Origin of the sequence: Longimicrobium sp. (assembly GCA_036377595.1) — a bacterium.
Lineage (GTDB): Bacteria > Gemmatimonadota > Gemmatimonadetes > Longimicrobiales > Longimicrobiaceae > Longimicrobium.
In genome coordinates, this window is the sequence record DASUYB010000094.1 from 39,582 (window position 1) to 53,451 (window position 13,870).

General features: G+C 73.1%; 15 protein-coding genes. 4 read left to right on the forward strand and 11 right to left on the reverse strand.

Annotated features, from left to right (window positions below):
- The first annotated feature begins 18 nt into the window (after positions 1–18).
- A complete protein-coding gene (locus VF092_14780) occupies positions 19–1,398 on the forward strand; it encodes a sigma-54 dependent transcriptional regulator (GenBank protein ID HEX6748560.1) in 1,380 nt (459 codons plus the stop codon).
- 109 nt (positions 1,399–1,507) lie between these two features.
- Here VF092_14780 and VF092_14785 read toward each other — a convergent pair whose 3' ends face one another.
- The 4 genes from VF092_14785 to VF092_14800 form a co-directional block, all read right to left on the reverse strand.
- Complete coding sequence (locus VF092_14785) at positions 1,508–2,128, reverse strand: BON domain-containing protein (protein ID HEX6748561.1); 621 nt, start codon at positions 2,126–2,128, stop codon at positions 1,508–1,510.
- Between the two features lie 77 nt (positions 2,129–2,205).
- On the reverse strand, positions 2,206–3,102 hold the full coding sequence (locus VF092_14790; protein HEX6748562.1) for a glycerophosphodiester phosphodiesterase: 897 nt from the start codon (positions 3,100–3,102) through the stop codon (positions 2,206–2,208).
- A 67-nt stretch (positions 3,103–3,169) separates the two neighbouring features.
- On the reverse strand, positions 3,170–3,685 hold the full coding sequence (locus VF092_14795; protein HEX6748563.1) for a hypothetical protein: 516 nt from the start codon (positions 3,683–3,685) through the stop codon (positions 3,170–3,172).
- 247 nt (positions 3,686–3,932) lie between these two features.
- Positions 3,933–4,202 (reverse strand): hypothetical protein, encoded by a 270-nt coding sequence (locus VF092_14800; GenBank protein ID HEX6748564.1) that lies wholly within the window; start codon positions 4,200–4,202, stop codon positions 3,933–3,935.
- Positions 4,203–4,358: 156 nt separating this feature from the next.
- Here VF092_14800 and VF092_14805 point away from each other — a divergent pair, with 156 nt between their 5' ends.
- From VF092_14805 to VF092_14815, 3 genes are all read left to right on the forward strand, one after another.
- Entirely contained in the window at positions 4,359–4,679 is a 321-nt protein-coding gene (locus tag VF092_14805; protein ID HEX6748565.1) for a hypothetical protein, read from the forward strand.
- 229 nt (positions 4,680–4,908) lie between these two features.
- The gene (nth, locus tag VF092_14810; GenBank protein HEX6748566.1) at positions 4,909–5,574 is read left to right on the forward strand and encodes an endonuclease III; all 666 of its coding nucleotides are present in this window, start codon (positions 4,909–4,911) and stop codon (positions 5,572–5,574) included.
- A 226-nt stretch (positions 5,575–5,800) separates the two neighbouring features.
- Positions 5,801–6,946, forward strand: a complete 1,146-nt coding sequence (locus VF092_14815) for a beta-propeller fold lactonase family protein (GenBank protein ID HEX6748567.1) — start codon at positions 5,801–5,803, stop codon at positions 6,944–6,946.
- Between the two features lie 83 nt (positions 6,947–7,029).
- Here the strand turns inward: VF092_14815 and VF092_14820 are convergent, their stop codons facing one another.
- From VF092_14820 to VF092_14850, 7 genes are all read right to left on the reverse strand, one after another.
- Positions 7,030–7,170, reverse strand: coding sequence for a hypothetical protein (locus VF092_14820; GenBank protein ID HEX6748568.1), 141 nt, complete (start codon positions 7,168–7,170; stop codon positions 7,030–7,032).
- 132 nt (positions 7,171–7,302) lie between these two features.
- Positions 7,303–7,731 carry a hypothetical protein gene (locus tag VF092_14825; protein ID HEX6748569.1) on the reverse strand — a complete coding sequence of 143 codons (429 nt, stop codon included), beginning with the start codon at positions 7,729–7,731 and terminating at the stop codon, positions 7,303–7,305.
- Complete coding sequence (locus VF092_14830; protein ID HEX6748570.1) at positions 7,728–8,099, reverse strand: hypothetical protein; 372 nt, start codon at positions 8,097–8,099, stop codon at positions 7,728–7,730. The genes VF092_14825 and VF092_14830 overlap by 4 nt, the downstream gene beginning before the upstream one ends.
- Positions 8,096–8,656, reverse strand: coding sequence for a sigma-70 family RNA polymerase sigma factor (locus VF092_14835; protein ID HEX6748571.1), 561 nt, complete (start codon positions 8,654–8,656; stop codon positions 8,096–8,098). Before VF092_14835 ends, VF092_14830 begins: the two co-directional genes overlap by 4 nt.
- An 84-nt stretch (positions 8,657–8,740) precedes the next feature.
- Positions 8,741–12,463 (reverse strand): carboxypeptidase regulatory-like domain-containing protein, encoded by a 3,723-nt coding sequence (locus tag VF092_14840; GenBank protein HEX6748572.1) that lies wholly within the window; start codon positions 12,461–12,463, stop codon positions 8,741–8,743.
- Between the two features lie 214 nt (positions 12,464–12,677).
- Positions 12,678–13,031, reverse strand: coding sequence for an SWIM zinc finger family protein (locus tag VF092_14845; GenBank protein HEX6748573.1), 354 nt, complete (start codon positions 13,029–13,031; stop codon positions 12,678–12,680).
- Between the two features lie 166 nt (positions 13,032–13,197).
- Entirely contained in the window at positions 13,198–13,731 is a 534-nt protein-coding gene (locus tag VF092_14850) for a DinB family protein (GenBank protein ID HEX6748574.1), read from the reverse strand.
- Between the last annotated feature and the right edge of the window lie 139 nt (positions 13,732–13,870).

The following is a 13,870-nucleotide window of genomic DNA, read 5'->3' on the forward strand; positions in this document are numbered from 1 at the left end:
CACCAGGACTGAACACACATGGCTGTTGCCGAGAAGCCGCGCATCCTGATCATCGACGACGACCGCGCCTTCCGCGTGGGCACCGGCGCGCTGCTGGCCGACGAGGGCTACGAGGTCGACGCCGAGCCCGGCGGCGACCCCGGGCTGGAGCGACTGCGCCGCGAGCGCTACGACATGGTGCTGCTCGACCTCAAGATGCAGGGACGCACCGGCCTGTCCGTGCTCGAGGAGCTGCGCGGCGGCGGGAACGACGTCCCCGTGCTGATGCTGACCGGCTACGCCACCGTCGACAGCGCGGTGCAGGCGCTCAAGCTCGGCGCCGACGACTACATCACCAAGCCGTGCGACAACGCGGTGCTGCGCAGCAAGATCAAGTCGGTGCTGGCGCGCCGCGAGCCCGTCCTGGGCGCCGGCGCGTCCCGTCTCGTCGGCAACACCACGCGCATGCGCGACGTGCTGCGCGCCATCGCCCGGGTGGCGCCGACCGAGTCCACCGTGCTCCTGCGCGGGGCGACGGGGACGGGAAAGGAGCTGATCGCGCGCGCCATCCACGAGGAAAGCCCGCGCCGCTCGCGGCCGTTCGTGGCCGTCAACTGCTCCGCGCTGGCCGAGGGGATCCTGGAGAGCGAGCTGTTCGGGCACGCGCGCGGCGCCTTCACCGGCGCGGTGGTCGACCGCAAGGGGATGTTCGAGGAAGCCAACGGCGGCACCCTCTTCCTCGACGAGATCGGCGACGTCTCGCCGGCCATGCAGGCGCGGCTGCTGCGCGTGCTGCAGGAGCGCGAGGTGGTGCGCGTGGGCACCTCGCGGCCGATCCAGGTGGACGTGCGCGTGGTGGCCGCCACGCACAGGGACCTCGAGGCGATGGTCGAGGACGGGCGCTTCCGCAAGGACCTGTACTTCCGCCTGAAGGTGTTCCAGGTCCGCGTTCCCGAGCTGAAGGAGCGCACGGAAGACATCCCGCCGCTGGCCGCCGCGGCGGTGGCGCGGTGGAACGAGCGGGTGGAGCCCACGCGGCGCGTGGGCGGCATCAGCGAGGACGCCATCGAGGTGCTGCAGGCGTACGACTGGCCCGGCAACGTGCGCGAGCTGATGGCCGCCATCGAGTACGCCTGCATCGTCTGCGACGGCAAGCGCATCCTCCCCTGCCACCTTCCCGAGGAGGTGCGCGAGGGCCCGCAGCCCGCCGCCGCGCACGCCAACGGCGACGGCGCCGCGAAGAAGGGGATCGAGGCGAAGGCGGAGCCGCGGCGCTACCAGGCCCCCGACGCCAACGCCGAGCGCGAGGCCATCAAGACCGCGCTGGAGGAGGCCAACGGCAACCGCACCCGCGCCGCCGCCCGGCTCGGCATGGGCCGCACCACCCTCTGGCAGAAGCTCAAGGAATACGGTCTGTAGGGAGATTCAAGGAAAGGGCCTCACGCAGAGGAGCAGAGGCAGCAGAGAACCACGTCGTCTCTGCTGCCTCTGCTCCTCTGCGTGAGGCCAGGCTTTTGAGGCTTTCGATTCAGCCGTGACCGGCCTCTCCGCGCGACTGGCTGGGGCGGCCGACGCCGTCGAGCGGCTTGCGGCGGGCGGAGCTCACGCGCAGCTCGCTGCGGACGCCGCGCACGCCCTCCACGTCCCACGCGTCATCCGTCGCGTAGCGCACCTCGTCGTGATCGGGAAGCTCGCCGCGCAGCGTCACCACGCCGTCGCGGACCTCCACCGAGATGGCCTCGGCGTCGACCCAGGTGTCGTAGAAGAGCGCCTCCTCCACGTCGTGCCGCAGCTCGTCGTCCGGCCGGCGGCGCTGCTCCAGGCGGCGGTAGTACGGGCCCAGGCCGTAGCGCGCGGGCCCGTTCAGCGTCTCTTCCTCCTCGCCCCAGGGCGCGCCCACGCCGCCGGGGTCGGCGTCGCGCCGGCCGCCGCCCAGCCCGTGCGGCGGGCGGAAGTCGGCGTCGTAGCCCACGCGCCCGCGCCGCTGCCACTCGGGCCCGAAGCCGCCGGGGGTGTACGCCTCGCGCGCCGCCCGGCCGCGGTCGTAGTCCGCGCCGCCCGGCATCACCTCGCCGCGTCCGCGATCTCCCCCGTCGCGCGGCGTGCGGCCGCCGCGCCACCCCTCGTCGTAGCGCGCCATCGTCCCCATCCCCTCTCCTGAAACGCCGTGGGATCGCACCGCTCCGGCGCCGCGTCTCCCCGACAGAATGGAGCGCGCCGGCTGGCTCAACCGGCGCGCAACAAGCGTTCCAGCCACGGCTCCGCCTCGTCCGGCGGCGGGCCGGGGGGAAGCGGGCGCCCGCGCATCTCGTGCAGCAGCCGCGCCAGCCGGTCGGGGCGGTCGGTGACGATCCCGTCGACCCCCCACTCCAGCAGCCGCCGCATGTCGCGCGTCTCGTCGATCGTCCACACGTGCACGGCCACGCTGCGCGACTGGAGATCGGCCAGCATGCGCGGGGTCAGCACCTGCCGCCCGCCGCGCTCCTCGGGCATCTGGAAGGCGTCGACCGTCGGCGACCAGAGCGCGCTCGCCCGGGCCAGGTGGAGGCCGTAGAAGGCGTACATGTCCTGCGCGCCCGCGCTCACCGGGCCGGCGTAGCTGCGGAAGCGCGCGCGGTTGTTCCGGTCGCCCGCGGCGATGAGCACGCGATGGACGGCGTGCAGCTCATGCACGGTGTCCCACACGGCCTGCTGCGCGCGCGCGTCCTTGATCTCCACGTTCACCCGCGCGTGCGGCAGCGCCTCGAGCACCTCGCGCAGGGTGGAGAGGTGGACGCCGCGGCCGCGGAAGGGGAAGGTGGCGCCGCCGTCGGGGGTGAAGCGGAACCCCGCGTCCAGCCGCCGCAGCTCGCCGGCGGTGAAGGAGGAGACGTGCCCCTGGCCGTCGGTGGTGCGGTCGACGGTGGGGTCGTGGATGACCACCGCGTCGCCGTCGCGGGTGGGCTGCACGTCGATCTCCAGCAGGTCGGCGCGCCACCAGCCCAGCGCGCGGCGGAAGGCGGCCAGCGTGTTCTCGGGCGCCAGCGCCGAGCCGCCGCGGTGGGCGATCAGGAGCGGCGCGCCGGCCAGGTAGCGGTGCCCGGGGCGCGACCCGCCGCGGCGGAGGATGCGGGAGAGCGGCACGAATCGGTCAGGTGATGAAACGAAAAAGGCGCCGGGGCGGCGGGCCGCCCCGGCGCCCGGCGGCGCGTCAGTCGCGTTCGAGCAATTCCTGCTCGGCGGGATCCAGCCGGTAGAGCCTGGCCAGGACGAGGTCCACCAGGTGCCGCGCCATCAGCCGCGCCCAGACGACTTTCTGCGAGTCGCAGCCGTTCTCCAGGTCGGCCGTGGCCTCGGCGTAGCGCTCGCCCAGGAAGACGAGGATCTCCTCCACCGCGTCGGGGTGCGGCCACGCGGGCACGCGCGAGTCGGGCGCAACGCGGTCCACCAGCAGCCCGTCCACGAAGGCCAGGAACGCGGGGAACACCATCTCCGTCAGGTGCCCGCCGGTAATGGCCTCCTCGTCGGTCAGCTCCTCCCACACCAGCTCGTTCCAGTACAGCTCCTCGCCCTCGCGGCGGAGGTACGCCAGCCGCTCGGGCGCCAGGGGCTCGGCGTCGCGGCCCACCGGCTGGGGGGTGCGGCCCAGGATCGCGAACAGGCGCGCCCTGCGCTGCTCGACGAATGCCTGCGCGGCGCCCGGATCGGCGGTGTTCCTGATCGTCACGTGCTGCTTCGCTGCTCTGCTGCGGTGTGGAGGGGGCGAGCGGTGAACTTAGACCGGCGGGAGACGGGCCGCAACGGGGCGCGGAAACAGGCGTCAGCGGACGATGTCAGATGTGTGTAAAAGCATGGGGATAATGAATCTAGCCGCGCACGCCGTATACAGTATGCGGGCTCCCCGGATGCGAAGAAGGACGGTCCGCGGACCGTCCCTCGCCGATATCATCAAATCACCCGATGGGATCGGCCGGTCATCCCCGGGTGCCGCGGGCGCGCTCGTGGGCCAGGCGCCAGCGCATCCGCCCGGCCCAGCCGCAGCGGCCGCAATGGCGCACGGGCGTGGCGGCCAGGAGGGCGCAGACGCGGTCGAGCACCCCGTGCGCGGGCGCCTGCGCGGTGACGGCGCGGCAGCACGGGCACTCGGGCGCGTACGGCAGCCGGTGGACGTAGTGGCTCAGCGTCCACGGGACCGTCGTCACGATCCCCAGCACCACGATCAGCACCGCCAGCATCGCCATCATGCGCGTCTCTCCACGTCGGTTCGGTCCCCCGCGGCGGAGTGCAACACGCGTTCCCGGACCGGCGCACGTCTTGCGGGCCCGCATCCCTCCCGCACGGCGGCAAGACGGGCGGCCGCAACAGCTTGCGGTGAGATGGGAACCACGCGAGGAGGGACGATGACCAGACGGAGGCAGGACCCGGAATTCGATCGCGAGGAGATCGAGAACGACGACCCGCTGGGCGAGCAGGCGTTCGCCGAGGGCGGATTCCAGGACGCGCCCGACGGCGGGCCGGACTTCTCGGCGCCGGGGCTGGACGACGATCCGTCGAAGCGGCCGGGCGGGCGCGGGCAGAAGGTGGCCGGCGTCCCCGAGTCGCGGCAGCACGAGACGAACACGGCCAGCGAGCAGCGCCCCGACACCACCCTGGGCGTCATCAAGGAGCGCGGCGGCGAGGGCAAGGGCGACCCCGCGGTCGGCGGCACGCGCCCGGACTGACGCCGCGGCCCGGTCTCGAAAAAGAAGAAATCTCTCACGGAGGGCACAGAGGTCACGGAGGATGAGGTTCTGTTCTCCGTGACCTCTGTGCCCTCCGTGAGAGCCAAAAAGATCGCCAACGTACGAGCGGGGCTACGTCGCGCGACGCTCCGTTCATCTCACGGCCTGCAAGTTGCCCGCGGCGCGTACGGGGATCTTCCGTTCACTTGGGGATCAGGGTCTCCGTCCCGTGCCCAGGCGTCCGTTCGACATCCACGCGGTGATGCGCCGCATCCGCCCGGCGGTGAAGCCGTATCCCCGCGCGGCGCTGTTCGAGCTGCGCGACGAGGGGTTCCGCAGCGCGTTCGAGCAGTTGGCGGCCTGCCTCATCTCCATCCGCACGCGCGACGAGGTGACGCTGCCGACCGCGCGCCGCCTCTTCGCCCGCGCGCGCACGCCGAAGCAGGTGGCCGCGCTCACCGTCGGCCAGGTGGACGAGCTGATCGGCACCTGCGCGTTCCACGAGGCCAAGGCGCGGCAGATCCACGCGATCGCGAAGACGTGCGTCGCGGAGCACGGCGGCGAGGTGCCGTGCGACGAGGAGACGATCCTCGGCTTTTCGGGCGTGGGGCCGAAGTGCGCGAACCTCGTGCTGGGGATCGCCTGCGGCGTGCCGAAGATCGGGGTGGACGTGCACGTGCACCGCGTCACCAACCGCTGGGGCTACGTCTCCGCGGCCACGCCCGAGGCCACGATGGCGGCGCTGTACGAGGTTCTTCCCCCGAAGTACCACGTGGAGATCAACGAGCTGCTCGTGCCCTTCGGCAAGCACGTCTGCACCGGCCGCGCGCCGAGGTGCTCCACCTGTCCCGTGCTCGAGTACTGCCGCCAGGTCGGCGTGACGGAGCACCGCTGAGCCCGGGCACCCGGTTTGTCGCTGAACATTTGAAGTGGTACCGGCACGGCCTGCGGCTTGCGACCGCCCCCGCGCCCTGGATCACGTTGCGCCGCAAGCAGATGGCCGCGGCGCGACGCCGCGGGGGGGGGACGCGGAGATCCTGCCGTGGCGCGCTGGCGATCCGTGCTGGGACGGAACGCGGTCCGTCGCGGCGGCTTGCCCTCGAGAAGGGGGTGATAGGGGTATGGCAAGATGGTGGGTTCTCGCGGCCGCCGTCGTCACGCTCGCCGGCTGCGACTCGATCTTCGGCTCGGACGACGAGGACACGGGCGCCGTCTACACCATGAACAACAACGCGGCGGCGAACCATGTGCTCATCTACGCCCGAGCCGAAGACGGCACGCTGACGCGGATGGACTCGATCGCGACCGGCGGCCGGGGGAGCGGCCCGGATCCGGTGTTCGGCACGGACCCGCTGACCTCGCAGGACGCGGTGATCCTCAGCAACGACAACCGCTTCCTGTTCGTGGTGAACGCGGGGAGCAACGAGATCAGCTCGTTCCGCGTGAACGGCAACGGCTCGCTGACGCTGGCCGGCCGGGTGAGCTCGGGCGGCACCTTCCCGGTGAGCCTGGCGCAGCGCGGCAACCTGCTCTACGTCGTCAACGCGAACGGCGGCGGCAACATCAGCGGCTTCACCGTGGGCAACGACGGGTCGCTCACCGCGCTGGCCAACTCCACGCGCACGCTGAGCGGCGCGGCCGTGCCCAGCCCCGGCTCCATCCGCATCAGCCCCGACAGCCGGGTGCTGATCGTCACCGAGAAGCCCACCAACCTGCTCGACGTGTACACGCTGGGCACCGACGGCCTGGCCACCGCCAAGACCGTGGTGACGTCGCCGGGGATGACGCCGTTCGGCGCGGACTACGACGCGAGCGGGAACTACATCCTGTCCGAGGGCCACATCGGCCCCAACCGGATGGCGGTGCCCGACGCCAGCACCGTGTCGTCGCTGGACATCTCCAGCGCCGCCGGCATCACGGCCAGCACCGTCTCGGCGCCGACCACGGAGACGGCGGCGTGCTGGGTCCAGATCACCGACAACGGGCGGTTCGCGTACACCACCAACACGGCCAGCGGCTCCATCACCGGCTTCGCCATCAGCGCCGAGGGCACGCTCACGCGGCTGACGGCCGACGGGAAGACGGGGGTGACCGGCGCCAACACCCAGCCGCTGGACATGGCCTTCGCCGACGGCTACCTGTACGCGCTGACGCCGGGCGACGGCGGGATCCACGTCTTCAAGGTGAACAACGACGGCTCGCTGACCGCGCAGCCCGGCATCACCGGCCAGCTGCCGATCAGCGTCACCGGCCTGGCGGCGTACTGAGGCAGGACGGGGGATCACTCGAAAGAAGCGAGGCCGGCATCGACGCATCGATGCCGGCCTCGCTCCTTCCTCCACCCCCCGCGTCACGGCTGTGGGGGAGGGCCGCCGGGGCCGCGCCGCTGCGGCATCATCGCCCGCGCCTTCTCCTGCTGGTCGGGGGTGAGAACAGCCATCGCGCGCTCGATGAAGGAGTTATCCCCCAGCATCCGATCGTCGGCGACCATCCCTTTGATCTCTCACAGAGGGCACAGAGGTCACGGAGGAACTGCAACGAATCCTCCGTGACTTCTGTGCCCTCTGTGAGAGACTTCTTTAGTTTTCCGCGTCTCCGCGTCTCCGCGTGAGGCAATCCCTCGCTACGGCCGCGCCGAGGGCGGGGATCCGCGCTGCGAGCCGTTCCCGGTCATGCGGTCGAGCCCGCGGCGCCGGCGCTCGAGGTTCGCGTCGAACTTCTTTCGCTGCGCGGGGGTGAGGACCACGCGGATCTCGCCGTTCGTCGAATCCATCGCGGCGCGCAGCTGCGGGCGCACCGACGCCAGCAGCGAGTCCACGCGCGGCCGGCGGCGCTGCATGATGGCGTCGATGCGCCGCCTCTGGTCGTCGGTCAGCCCGTAGCGGCGCTGCATCGACTCGGCCACCGCCCGCGGGCCGCGGTGGCGCCGGGGCTGGTCGCCGCGCACGCGCTCCCACGCGGCGCCCGCCAGCGCGCCGGCCACGAAGGTCAGCACCAGCGCCAGCGTGGCCAGCAGCCACACGCGGCGCGCGGAAAGGGGGCGAGCGCTCACCGGCCCTCCGGATCGGGAACCAGCAGCTGGTCGGCGCGCGAGCCGCCGCCGGCCTCCACCCAGCTGGCCAGCTCGGCGGGCACGCCGATCCCCTCACCCACGCCGGGTTCGGCCGCGGAGGCCAGGGGCTGCGCCGCCGGGGGCTCGCCGGCCAGCGCCAGCACCCCCCCGAAGGCCAGCACCAGCGCGGCGGCCATCGCCAGCGCCGGGCGCACCCAGCGGGCGAGCGGCGCCACCGGCCCCGCGGCAAAGCGGCGGCGCGCCAGCTCGGACGCCGCGGCGGCGCGGGTGCGGCGCAGCAGCGCCTCCCAGCGCTCGGCGTCGTGCCGCGGGTCCAGCGGGCCCAGGTCCCTGAAGTCGTGGCTCATGGCGGTGTCTCTTCGCGATAGGTCGGCCCCAGCAGCGCGCGCAGCGCCCGCCGGGCATGGTGCAGGTGCACGCGCGCGGCGCCCTCGCTGGTGCCCACGGCGTCCGCGATCTCGCGGTGGCTCCACCCCTGCACGTCGTACAGCAGCACCACCTCGCGCTGGGTGGGGCTCAGGTGCTTCAGCGCCTCGGCCAGCCGCTCGCGCAGCTCGGCGTCCTCGGCCTCGCCGGCGGGGCCGCGGCCGCGCGCCGGCGCCTCGCCCGCGGCGTCCAGCGGCAGCGCGCGGCGCACGCGCTCGCGGCGGCGCAGGTTGTGGGCGCGGTTGCGCACGATCTGCAGCAGCCATCCCACGAACGCCTCGGGGCGCCGGACCTCGTCCAGCCGCTCCAGCGCGGTCACGAAGGCGTCCTGGCACACGTCCTCGGCGTCGTGCCGCTCGCCCGTGTGGGCCAGCGCCACGGCGTAGGCCGCGCGCATGTGGCGGCGCATCAGCACGTCGAACGCGTCGCCGTCGCCGCGGCGCACCCGCTCGATCAACAGGGCGTCGGATTCCGTCATGCGGTGCGGGCGCGGCACGGCCCGTAGCCGCCCCGGAGCCTCAACGGTATGCACCGGGGTCCGGCCGGTCCATCCCCCCGGCCCTCACCGCGGGGCGCCGAACTGCTGCCGCACCGCGTTGCGCAGCGCCGGCGGCACCCGCCGCCACTGCTCCGGCGTCAGGATCCGCTCCGCCTGGTCCAGCGCCTTCTGCACGTTCTGCCGCCCCTCGTTCAGCCGCGGGCCCACGCGGCGGAACACGGCCTGCGGGTCGGCGCTTCCCCCCTGCTGCGCCTGCTGGAACGCGTTCGCCAGCGCCTCGCCCACCTCGGCGCGGATCGGCGCGTTGACGGCCTTCAGCGTGTCGTTCACCGCCGTCAGCCGCGCCACCTGCTCGTCCGTCAGCCGCAGCGTGTCCTTCAGCAGGAGGATGGCGTCGATCGGCTGCGGCAGCAGGCGGTCGACGAAGGCCGACGGGTCGGGCCCACCCTGCCCCCGCTGTCCGCCGCCGCGGTCGAATCCCCCGCGCTCTCCCCCGCCCCGCTCGCCGCCCGGCCCGCCGGCGCCGGCGAACGCGATCCCCAGCAGCCCCGCGTTCGGCTGCTGCCGGCCCAGCGCGATCCGCGCGGACAGCTGCACGCCGAAGGGCGATCCCGCGGCGGAGCGGAAGACGCGCGTCTGCCCGAACCCCTCATTGACGCGGTAGCGGTACTCCCGCGTCACAGGATCGAATCCCGTCGGGTAGAGGAGCACGTTGTCGGGCCGCCCGCCCTGCCCCCACCCGTGCAGGCCGCCGCCGCCGTGCAGCAGCAGGTCCAGCCCCGCGGGAAGGTTGAAGGCGTCCAGGCTCACCGTCACCCGGCGCTGCAGGCGGGCCCCCTGCGGCGTGTACGCGGCGCGGAAGTCCAGCGACTCCGTCCACGGCCCGCGGCAGCTGTTCCGCCTGGCGATGTCGCCCGTCTGGGAGCGGAGGCACGAAGTGATGCGGTTCGAACCGGAGAGGACGCGCCCCAGCGCCGCCGACATCGCCGTGTCGGCCACGGCGGAGGGGTCGAAGACGAAGGCCGCGTCGTTGCGCGCGCCGTCGCCGTTGACGTCGCCGCCGACGATGGGCGTGTAGGGCTGGCCCGAGCTGGCGCGGCCGATCAGGCTGGTCTCCAGCGAGCGGCCGAAGGTCTTCCCCAGCACCAGGGTGAAGGAGTGGCGGCGGTCCTGGTCGCTCGGCGCCCACTCGTTCGCGTTCGGGTTCCCGCGCGTGGGGGTGAACTGGAAGCCCGCCGACGGCCCGCCGAAGCCGAACGACGTCTGGTCGCGCGAGTGCGTGAGCGTGTAGCTGGCCTGCGCCGAGACGGCCCGCGGCAGCAGCCCGTTCACGCTCAGCACCAGCTGCTCCGTCTGCGACGCCAGCTCCGAGTTCAGCTCGTACACCCGCGCGAACGCCGGGTCGTTGCGGCTGGCGTACAGCGACGCCTGCCCCGTCGCGGGGACGATCGCCGCCGCGGGGACGAAGACGGGGCGGCCGTCCTCGCCCGCCAGGGTGAAGGCGGGCGTCTGGCGCAGGTTCAGGTCGCGCACGCCGTACTGCGCCACGCCGCGCGAGATGGTCGCGTCGATGCTCCCCGTCACCCGCTGGAAGAGCTGCGCCTGGAAGCCCAGCGATCCCCGCCACGACCGCGGCGCCTGGAAGCCGCCGCGGAAGAGGGTGACGTTGGGCGTCTGCGCCGTCGTCCCGCTCCCCAGCGTGCCGTCGGTGCAGGTGGCGGGGATGGTGGACGGGTCGCCCTCGTACGCCATCCAGTCGGGCGTGGGAACGTTGCCGCCGACGCAGGAGACCTCGATCTCCCCGCCCGCGCCCGTTCCCGCCAGCGTGGCCGCGTACAGCTCGTACGGCGTGCGCCCGCGGAACTCGCCGAAGCCGCCGCGCAGCAGCCGCAGCGGCGCGCCCGTCTCGTTGATCCGCCAGCTGAACCCGAAGCGCGGGCTCACGTGCACCTCGCTCGGCGCGAAGTCCGTCCGCCGGCCGAAGGAGGCCTGCACGGCGGGGTTCGCGTCCGGCGCGCGGTCGAAGCGCGAGCCCTCCACCCGCACGCCGAAGGTGAACTGCAGCCCTTCGCTCGTACGGAAGGCGTCGCCCAGGTAGCCCGCCAGGTTCCATCCCCCGCCGTCGATCTCGCCGGAAGAAAGGGTGCGCGTGAACGCGGCCGGCGTGCGCGCCTGGAAATCTTCCAGCGAGTTGAAGACGAAGGTGCCCAGGCGGTTGCCGGCGTTCTGCTGCGTGAACCCGGAGTGGTTGGCCAGGATGCCCAGCTTGACGCGATGGCGGTCGCCGACGAGGAGCGACAGCTCGTCGGCCACCTCCAGCGTCCGCTCGTCCGACGCGGAGGAGAGCGACGGGTCGCCGCCGAAGACGAGGTTCGAGACGGCGCGCCCCCCCGCGGCCACGGTGGCCGGGTCCGCGCCCACGCGCACGATCCCCTGCGGCACCCGCAGCGTGGGCGAGCCGTCGCGCGAGTCCAGCGTGTAGCTGGCGCGCAGGTCGTTGATCCAGGTCTGCCGGAAGCGCGAGGTCACGCTGGCCAGCACCGCGCCGCCCTTCGTGTCGACCGAGCCGCCGCTCTGCTGCGTCTCCAGCGTGCCGATGCGCGAGTGGTCCTGCGAGTAGACGCTGCCGTAGCCGCGCAGGGTGAAGGTGTGCTCCTGCGTGACCACCCAGTCGAAGCGCCCCAGCGCGCTCAAGGCGTCGCCGGTGCGGCTGTACGGCCCGGCCAGCCCCGCCGTGCTGAACCCGTACTGGCCGGAGAGGCCGGTGAGGAACTGGTCGACGGTCTCCGAGGTCAGACCCAGCTGGCCGAGGCCCTCGCCGTTGCGCGGCTCCAGCGCGTACAGCTGGTCGGAGCGGCGCTGCGCGGCGAAGCTCAGGTTGTAGAACAGCTTGTCCTTCACGATGGGCCCGCCCAGGCCGCCGCTGCCGCGGAACTGGTTCCAGCCGTTGTTCCACGGCGTCCGGCCCGTGCCGCCCTGCAGCGCGTCGCCGCGGAACTGCGTCTGCAGCGACCCCTGCACGCGGTTGGTGCCGCCGCGGGTGGTGCTGGCCACCTGCCCGCCCGAGAACTGCCCGCGTGCCACGTCGTAGGTGTTGGTGATGACCTGCGTGGAGCGGACGCCCTCCTGCGGCAGCCCCAGCGGACTGCCGCCGCCCAGCTGCCCGCCCGAAAGCGCGGAGGCGAACGAGGCGCCGTCCAGCGTCACCTGGTTCTGCGACGCGCGCTGCCCGGCCACGGAGAATCCGCCGCGCCCGCTCAGCGAATCCGCGCCGTCGGTGGCGACGACGCCGGGGGTGAGGGTGGCGATGGCGGCGGGGTCGGTCTGGTTCTCCAGCGGCAGCCGCTGGGCGAGCTCGGAGGTGACCGCGCGGCCGGTGCTCCCCGACTCGCCGCGGCCGGGGGCGGGGCGCGGCGCGCGCGCGGTCACGCCCTGCAGCTGCACCGCCTGCGTGCCCAGCTGCACGTTCGCGGTCAGCACGTCCTCGTCGGCCACGCGGGCCACGTTCAGCGTCCGCGGCGCCTGCCCCAGCCGCGCCACGCGCACCTGGTAGCGCCCGCCGCCGTCGGGGAAGACCACGGTGTAGCGGCCGTCCGCGGCGGTCGTCGCCGTGCGGCTGGTGCCCGTCTCGACGGACGTCACCTGCACGCTGGCGCCGGCCACCGGCTCGCCGCGCTCGTCGGTCACCCGGCCGCGGATCACGTCGGTGGTGGACCCCACCTGCGCCCCCAGCCGCGCGGCCGGCAGCAACAGCAGGGCGATGAGAAGAACAGCGAGTCGCCGCATGCGTCCCTCGAAAGGCGTCCGTCAACGGTGTCGGAAGCGGGAGATCGGCAGCAAGCGCCGCACCCGGTCCGCCGGCACAGGGACACGCGCAAACGGGGTGATGTTAAAGGAGATGGGGCTTCACGGCGGGAAGATGGACGCGGCGGACGGCCGCACCCGCGCGCTCCGCGTCCTCCGCGTCCTCCGCGTGAGATCCTTCCGGGCCGCGGACGCGCTACTTCGCGGCGGGCTCGCCCTCGTCCTTCGCCTTGCGGCGGCGCGGCTGGCGCGGGGGCGTGGCCTGGGCGCGGAGGTCGCGCACCAGCCCGCCCACCGCGGCGATGATCTCCGGGTCGCCCTCGCGCAGGAGCGCGGCCATGATGTGCTTGCAGACCCGTTCGCGCCACAGGTGGTCGCCGCAGTCGCAGCGCGGCTGGTTGACCGTCGTCAGGTCCACCCAGTGCTCCTCGGCGCCGCCGGTCACGTGGTAGCGGCCCCTGCCGATCTTCCTCGCCACCAGCCCCACGCCCCGTTCCAGCCGCCCCGATTCCAGTCCGCCCGCCGCTTCGATGTCGATCAGCGCATCCATGACGTCCCCCATGGGAAGGGTGAAAACCCTACGCTACACGGGAGATGATACACCCGGCGCGGATTCCGGTTTCGGCAAATCTTCGGATTGGATGAAGATGCGAAGCGTGGACGCGCGCCCGCGGCGGGAGAGGAGCGCGCGTCTCGAATCGCCGGCGATGCGATGCTCAGCGGTCCATCACCGGGAGGTACACACGCCAGGGGCCGATGGCCTCGCGGTACTGCTTGGCCATCACCCGCGCCGCCTGCGCGATGTGGCCGAGGTCGTGCGCCACCCAGGTGGCCAGCAGCTGGCGCAGCGTCACCGCGCCGAACTCGGGGTGCTCGCCCTCGAGCCCGAGCTCGTCGTCCGTCAGGCGCCACCCCGCGAGCGTCTCCAGGTTCTCCGCGCGCAGCCGCTCGAACTCGTCGAGCAGCTGCGCCAGCGACTTCCCCTCGCTCTCGCGGAACTGGGCGAAGCGGTCGAACGGCTCGAAGCGGCGGTTCGGCCCCTGCGCCAGGATGATCCTGGCGCGGCCGATCCAGTCGGTGCGCTCGCCGTGGATCAGGTGGCCGAGGATCACGTACGGGCTCCACGTCTCCGGCCCCTCGTCCGCGTGCGTCCACGCGGGCGGCAGTCCGGCGAGCATCGCCCGCAGCGTGGCCGGCGTGCGCTCCAGCACCGCCACCCCCGTGGCGAGATCGAAGTCCATCGTGCTCATCTTGATTCCGGAGTTGGGGATCGAGGCGCCGCGCGATCGGTCGATTGTCCGGACGCGGCGTGATGCGAATGTAGGAGCGCGTGGAATGCGGCGCATGGTCCAAATCGCATCACCCCCGCGCCGGTCGTGTGCACCGAGC

Excerpts from the sequence above, each read along its gene's own strand:
- VF092_14780 (HEX6748560.1), top strand. The coding sequence starts at position 19 with ATGGCTGTTGCCGAGAAGCCGCGCATCCTGATCATCGACGACGACCGC.
- VF092_14785 (HEX6748561.1), bottom strand. The coding sequence starts at position 2,128 with ATGGGGACGATGGCGCGCTACGACGAGGGGTGGCGCGGCGGCCGCACG.
- VF092_14800 (HEX6748564.1), bottom strand. The coding sequence starts at position 4,202 with ATGATGGCGATGCTGGCGGTGCTGATCGTGGTGCTGGGGATCGTGACG.
- VF092_14805 (HEX6748565.1), top strand. The coding sequence starts at position 4,359 with ATGACCAGACGGAGGCAGGACCCGGAATTCGATCGCGAGGAGATCGAG.
- VF092_14815 (HEX6748567.1), top strand. The coding sequence starts at position 5,801 with ATGGCAAGATGGTGGGTTCTCGCGGCCGCCGTCGTCACGCTCGCCGGC.
- VF092_14820 (HEX6748568.1), bottom strand. The coding sequence starts at position 7,170 with ATGGTCGCCGACGATCGGATGCTGGGGGATAACTCCTTCATCGAGCGC.
- VF092_14830 (HEX6748570.1), bottom strand. The coding sequence starts at position 8,099 with ATGAGCCACGACTTCAGGGACCTGGGCCCGCTGGACCCGCGGCACGAC.
- VF092_14835 (HEX6748571.1), bottom strand. The coding sequence starts at position 8,656 with ATGACGGAATCCGACGCCCTGTTGATCGAGCGGGTGCGCCGCGGCGAC.
- VF092_14840 (HEX6748572.1), bottom strand. The coding sequence starts at position 12,463 with ATGCGGCGACTCGCTGTTCTTCTCATCGCCCTGCTGTTGCTGCCGGCC.
- VF092_14845 (HEX6748573.1), bottom strand. The coding sequence starts at position 13,031 with ATGGATGCGCTGATCGACATCGAAGCGGCGGGCGGACTGGAATCGGGG.
- VF092_14850 (HEX6748574.1), bottom strand. The coding sequence starts at position 13,731 with ATGAGCACGATGGACTTCGATCTCGCCACGGGGGTGGCGGTGCTGGAG.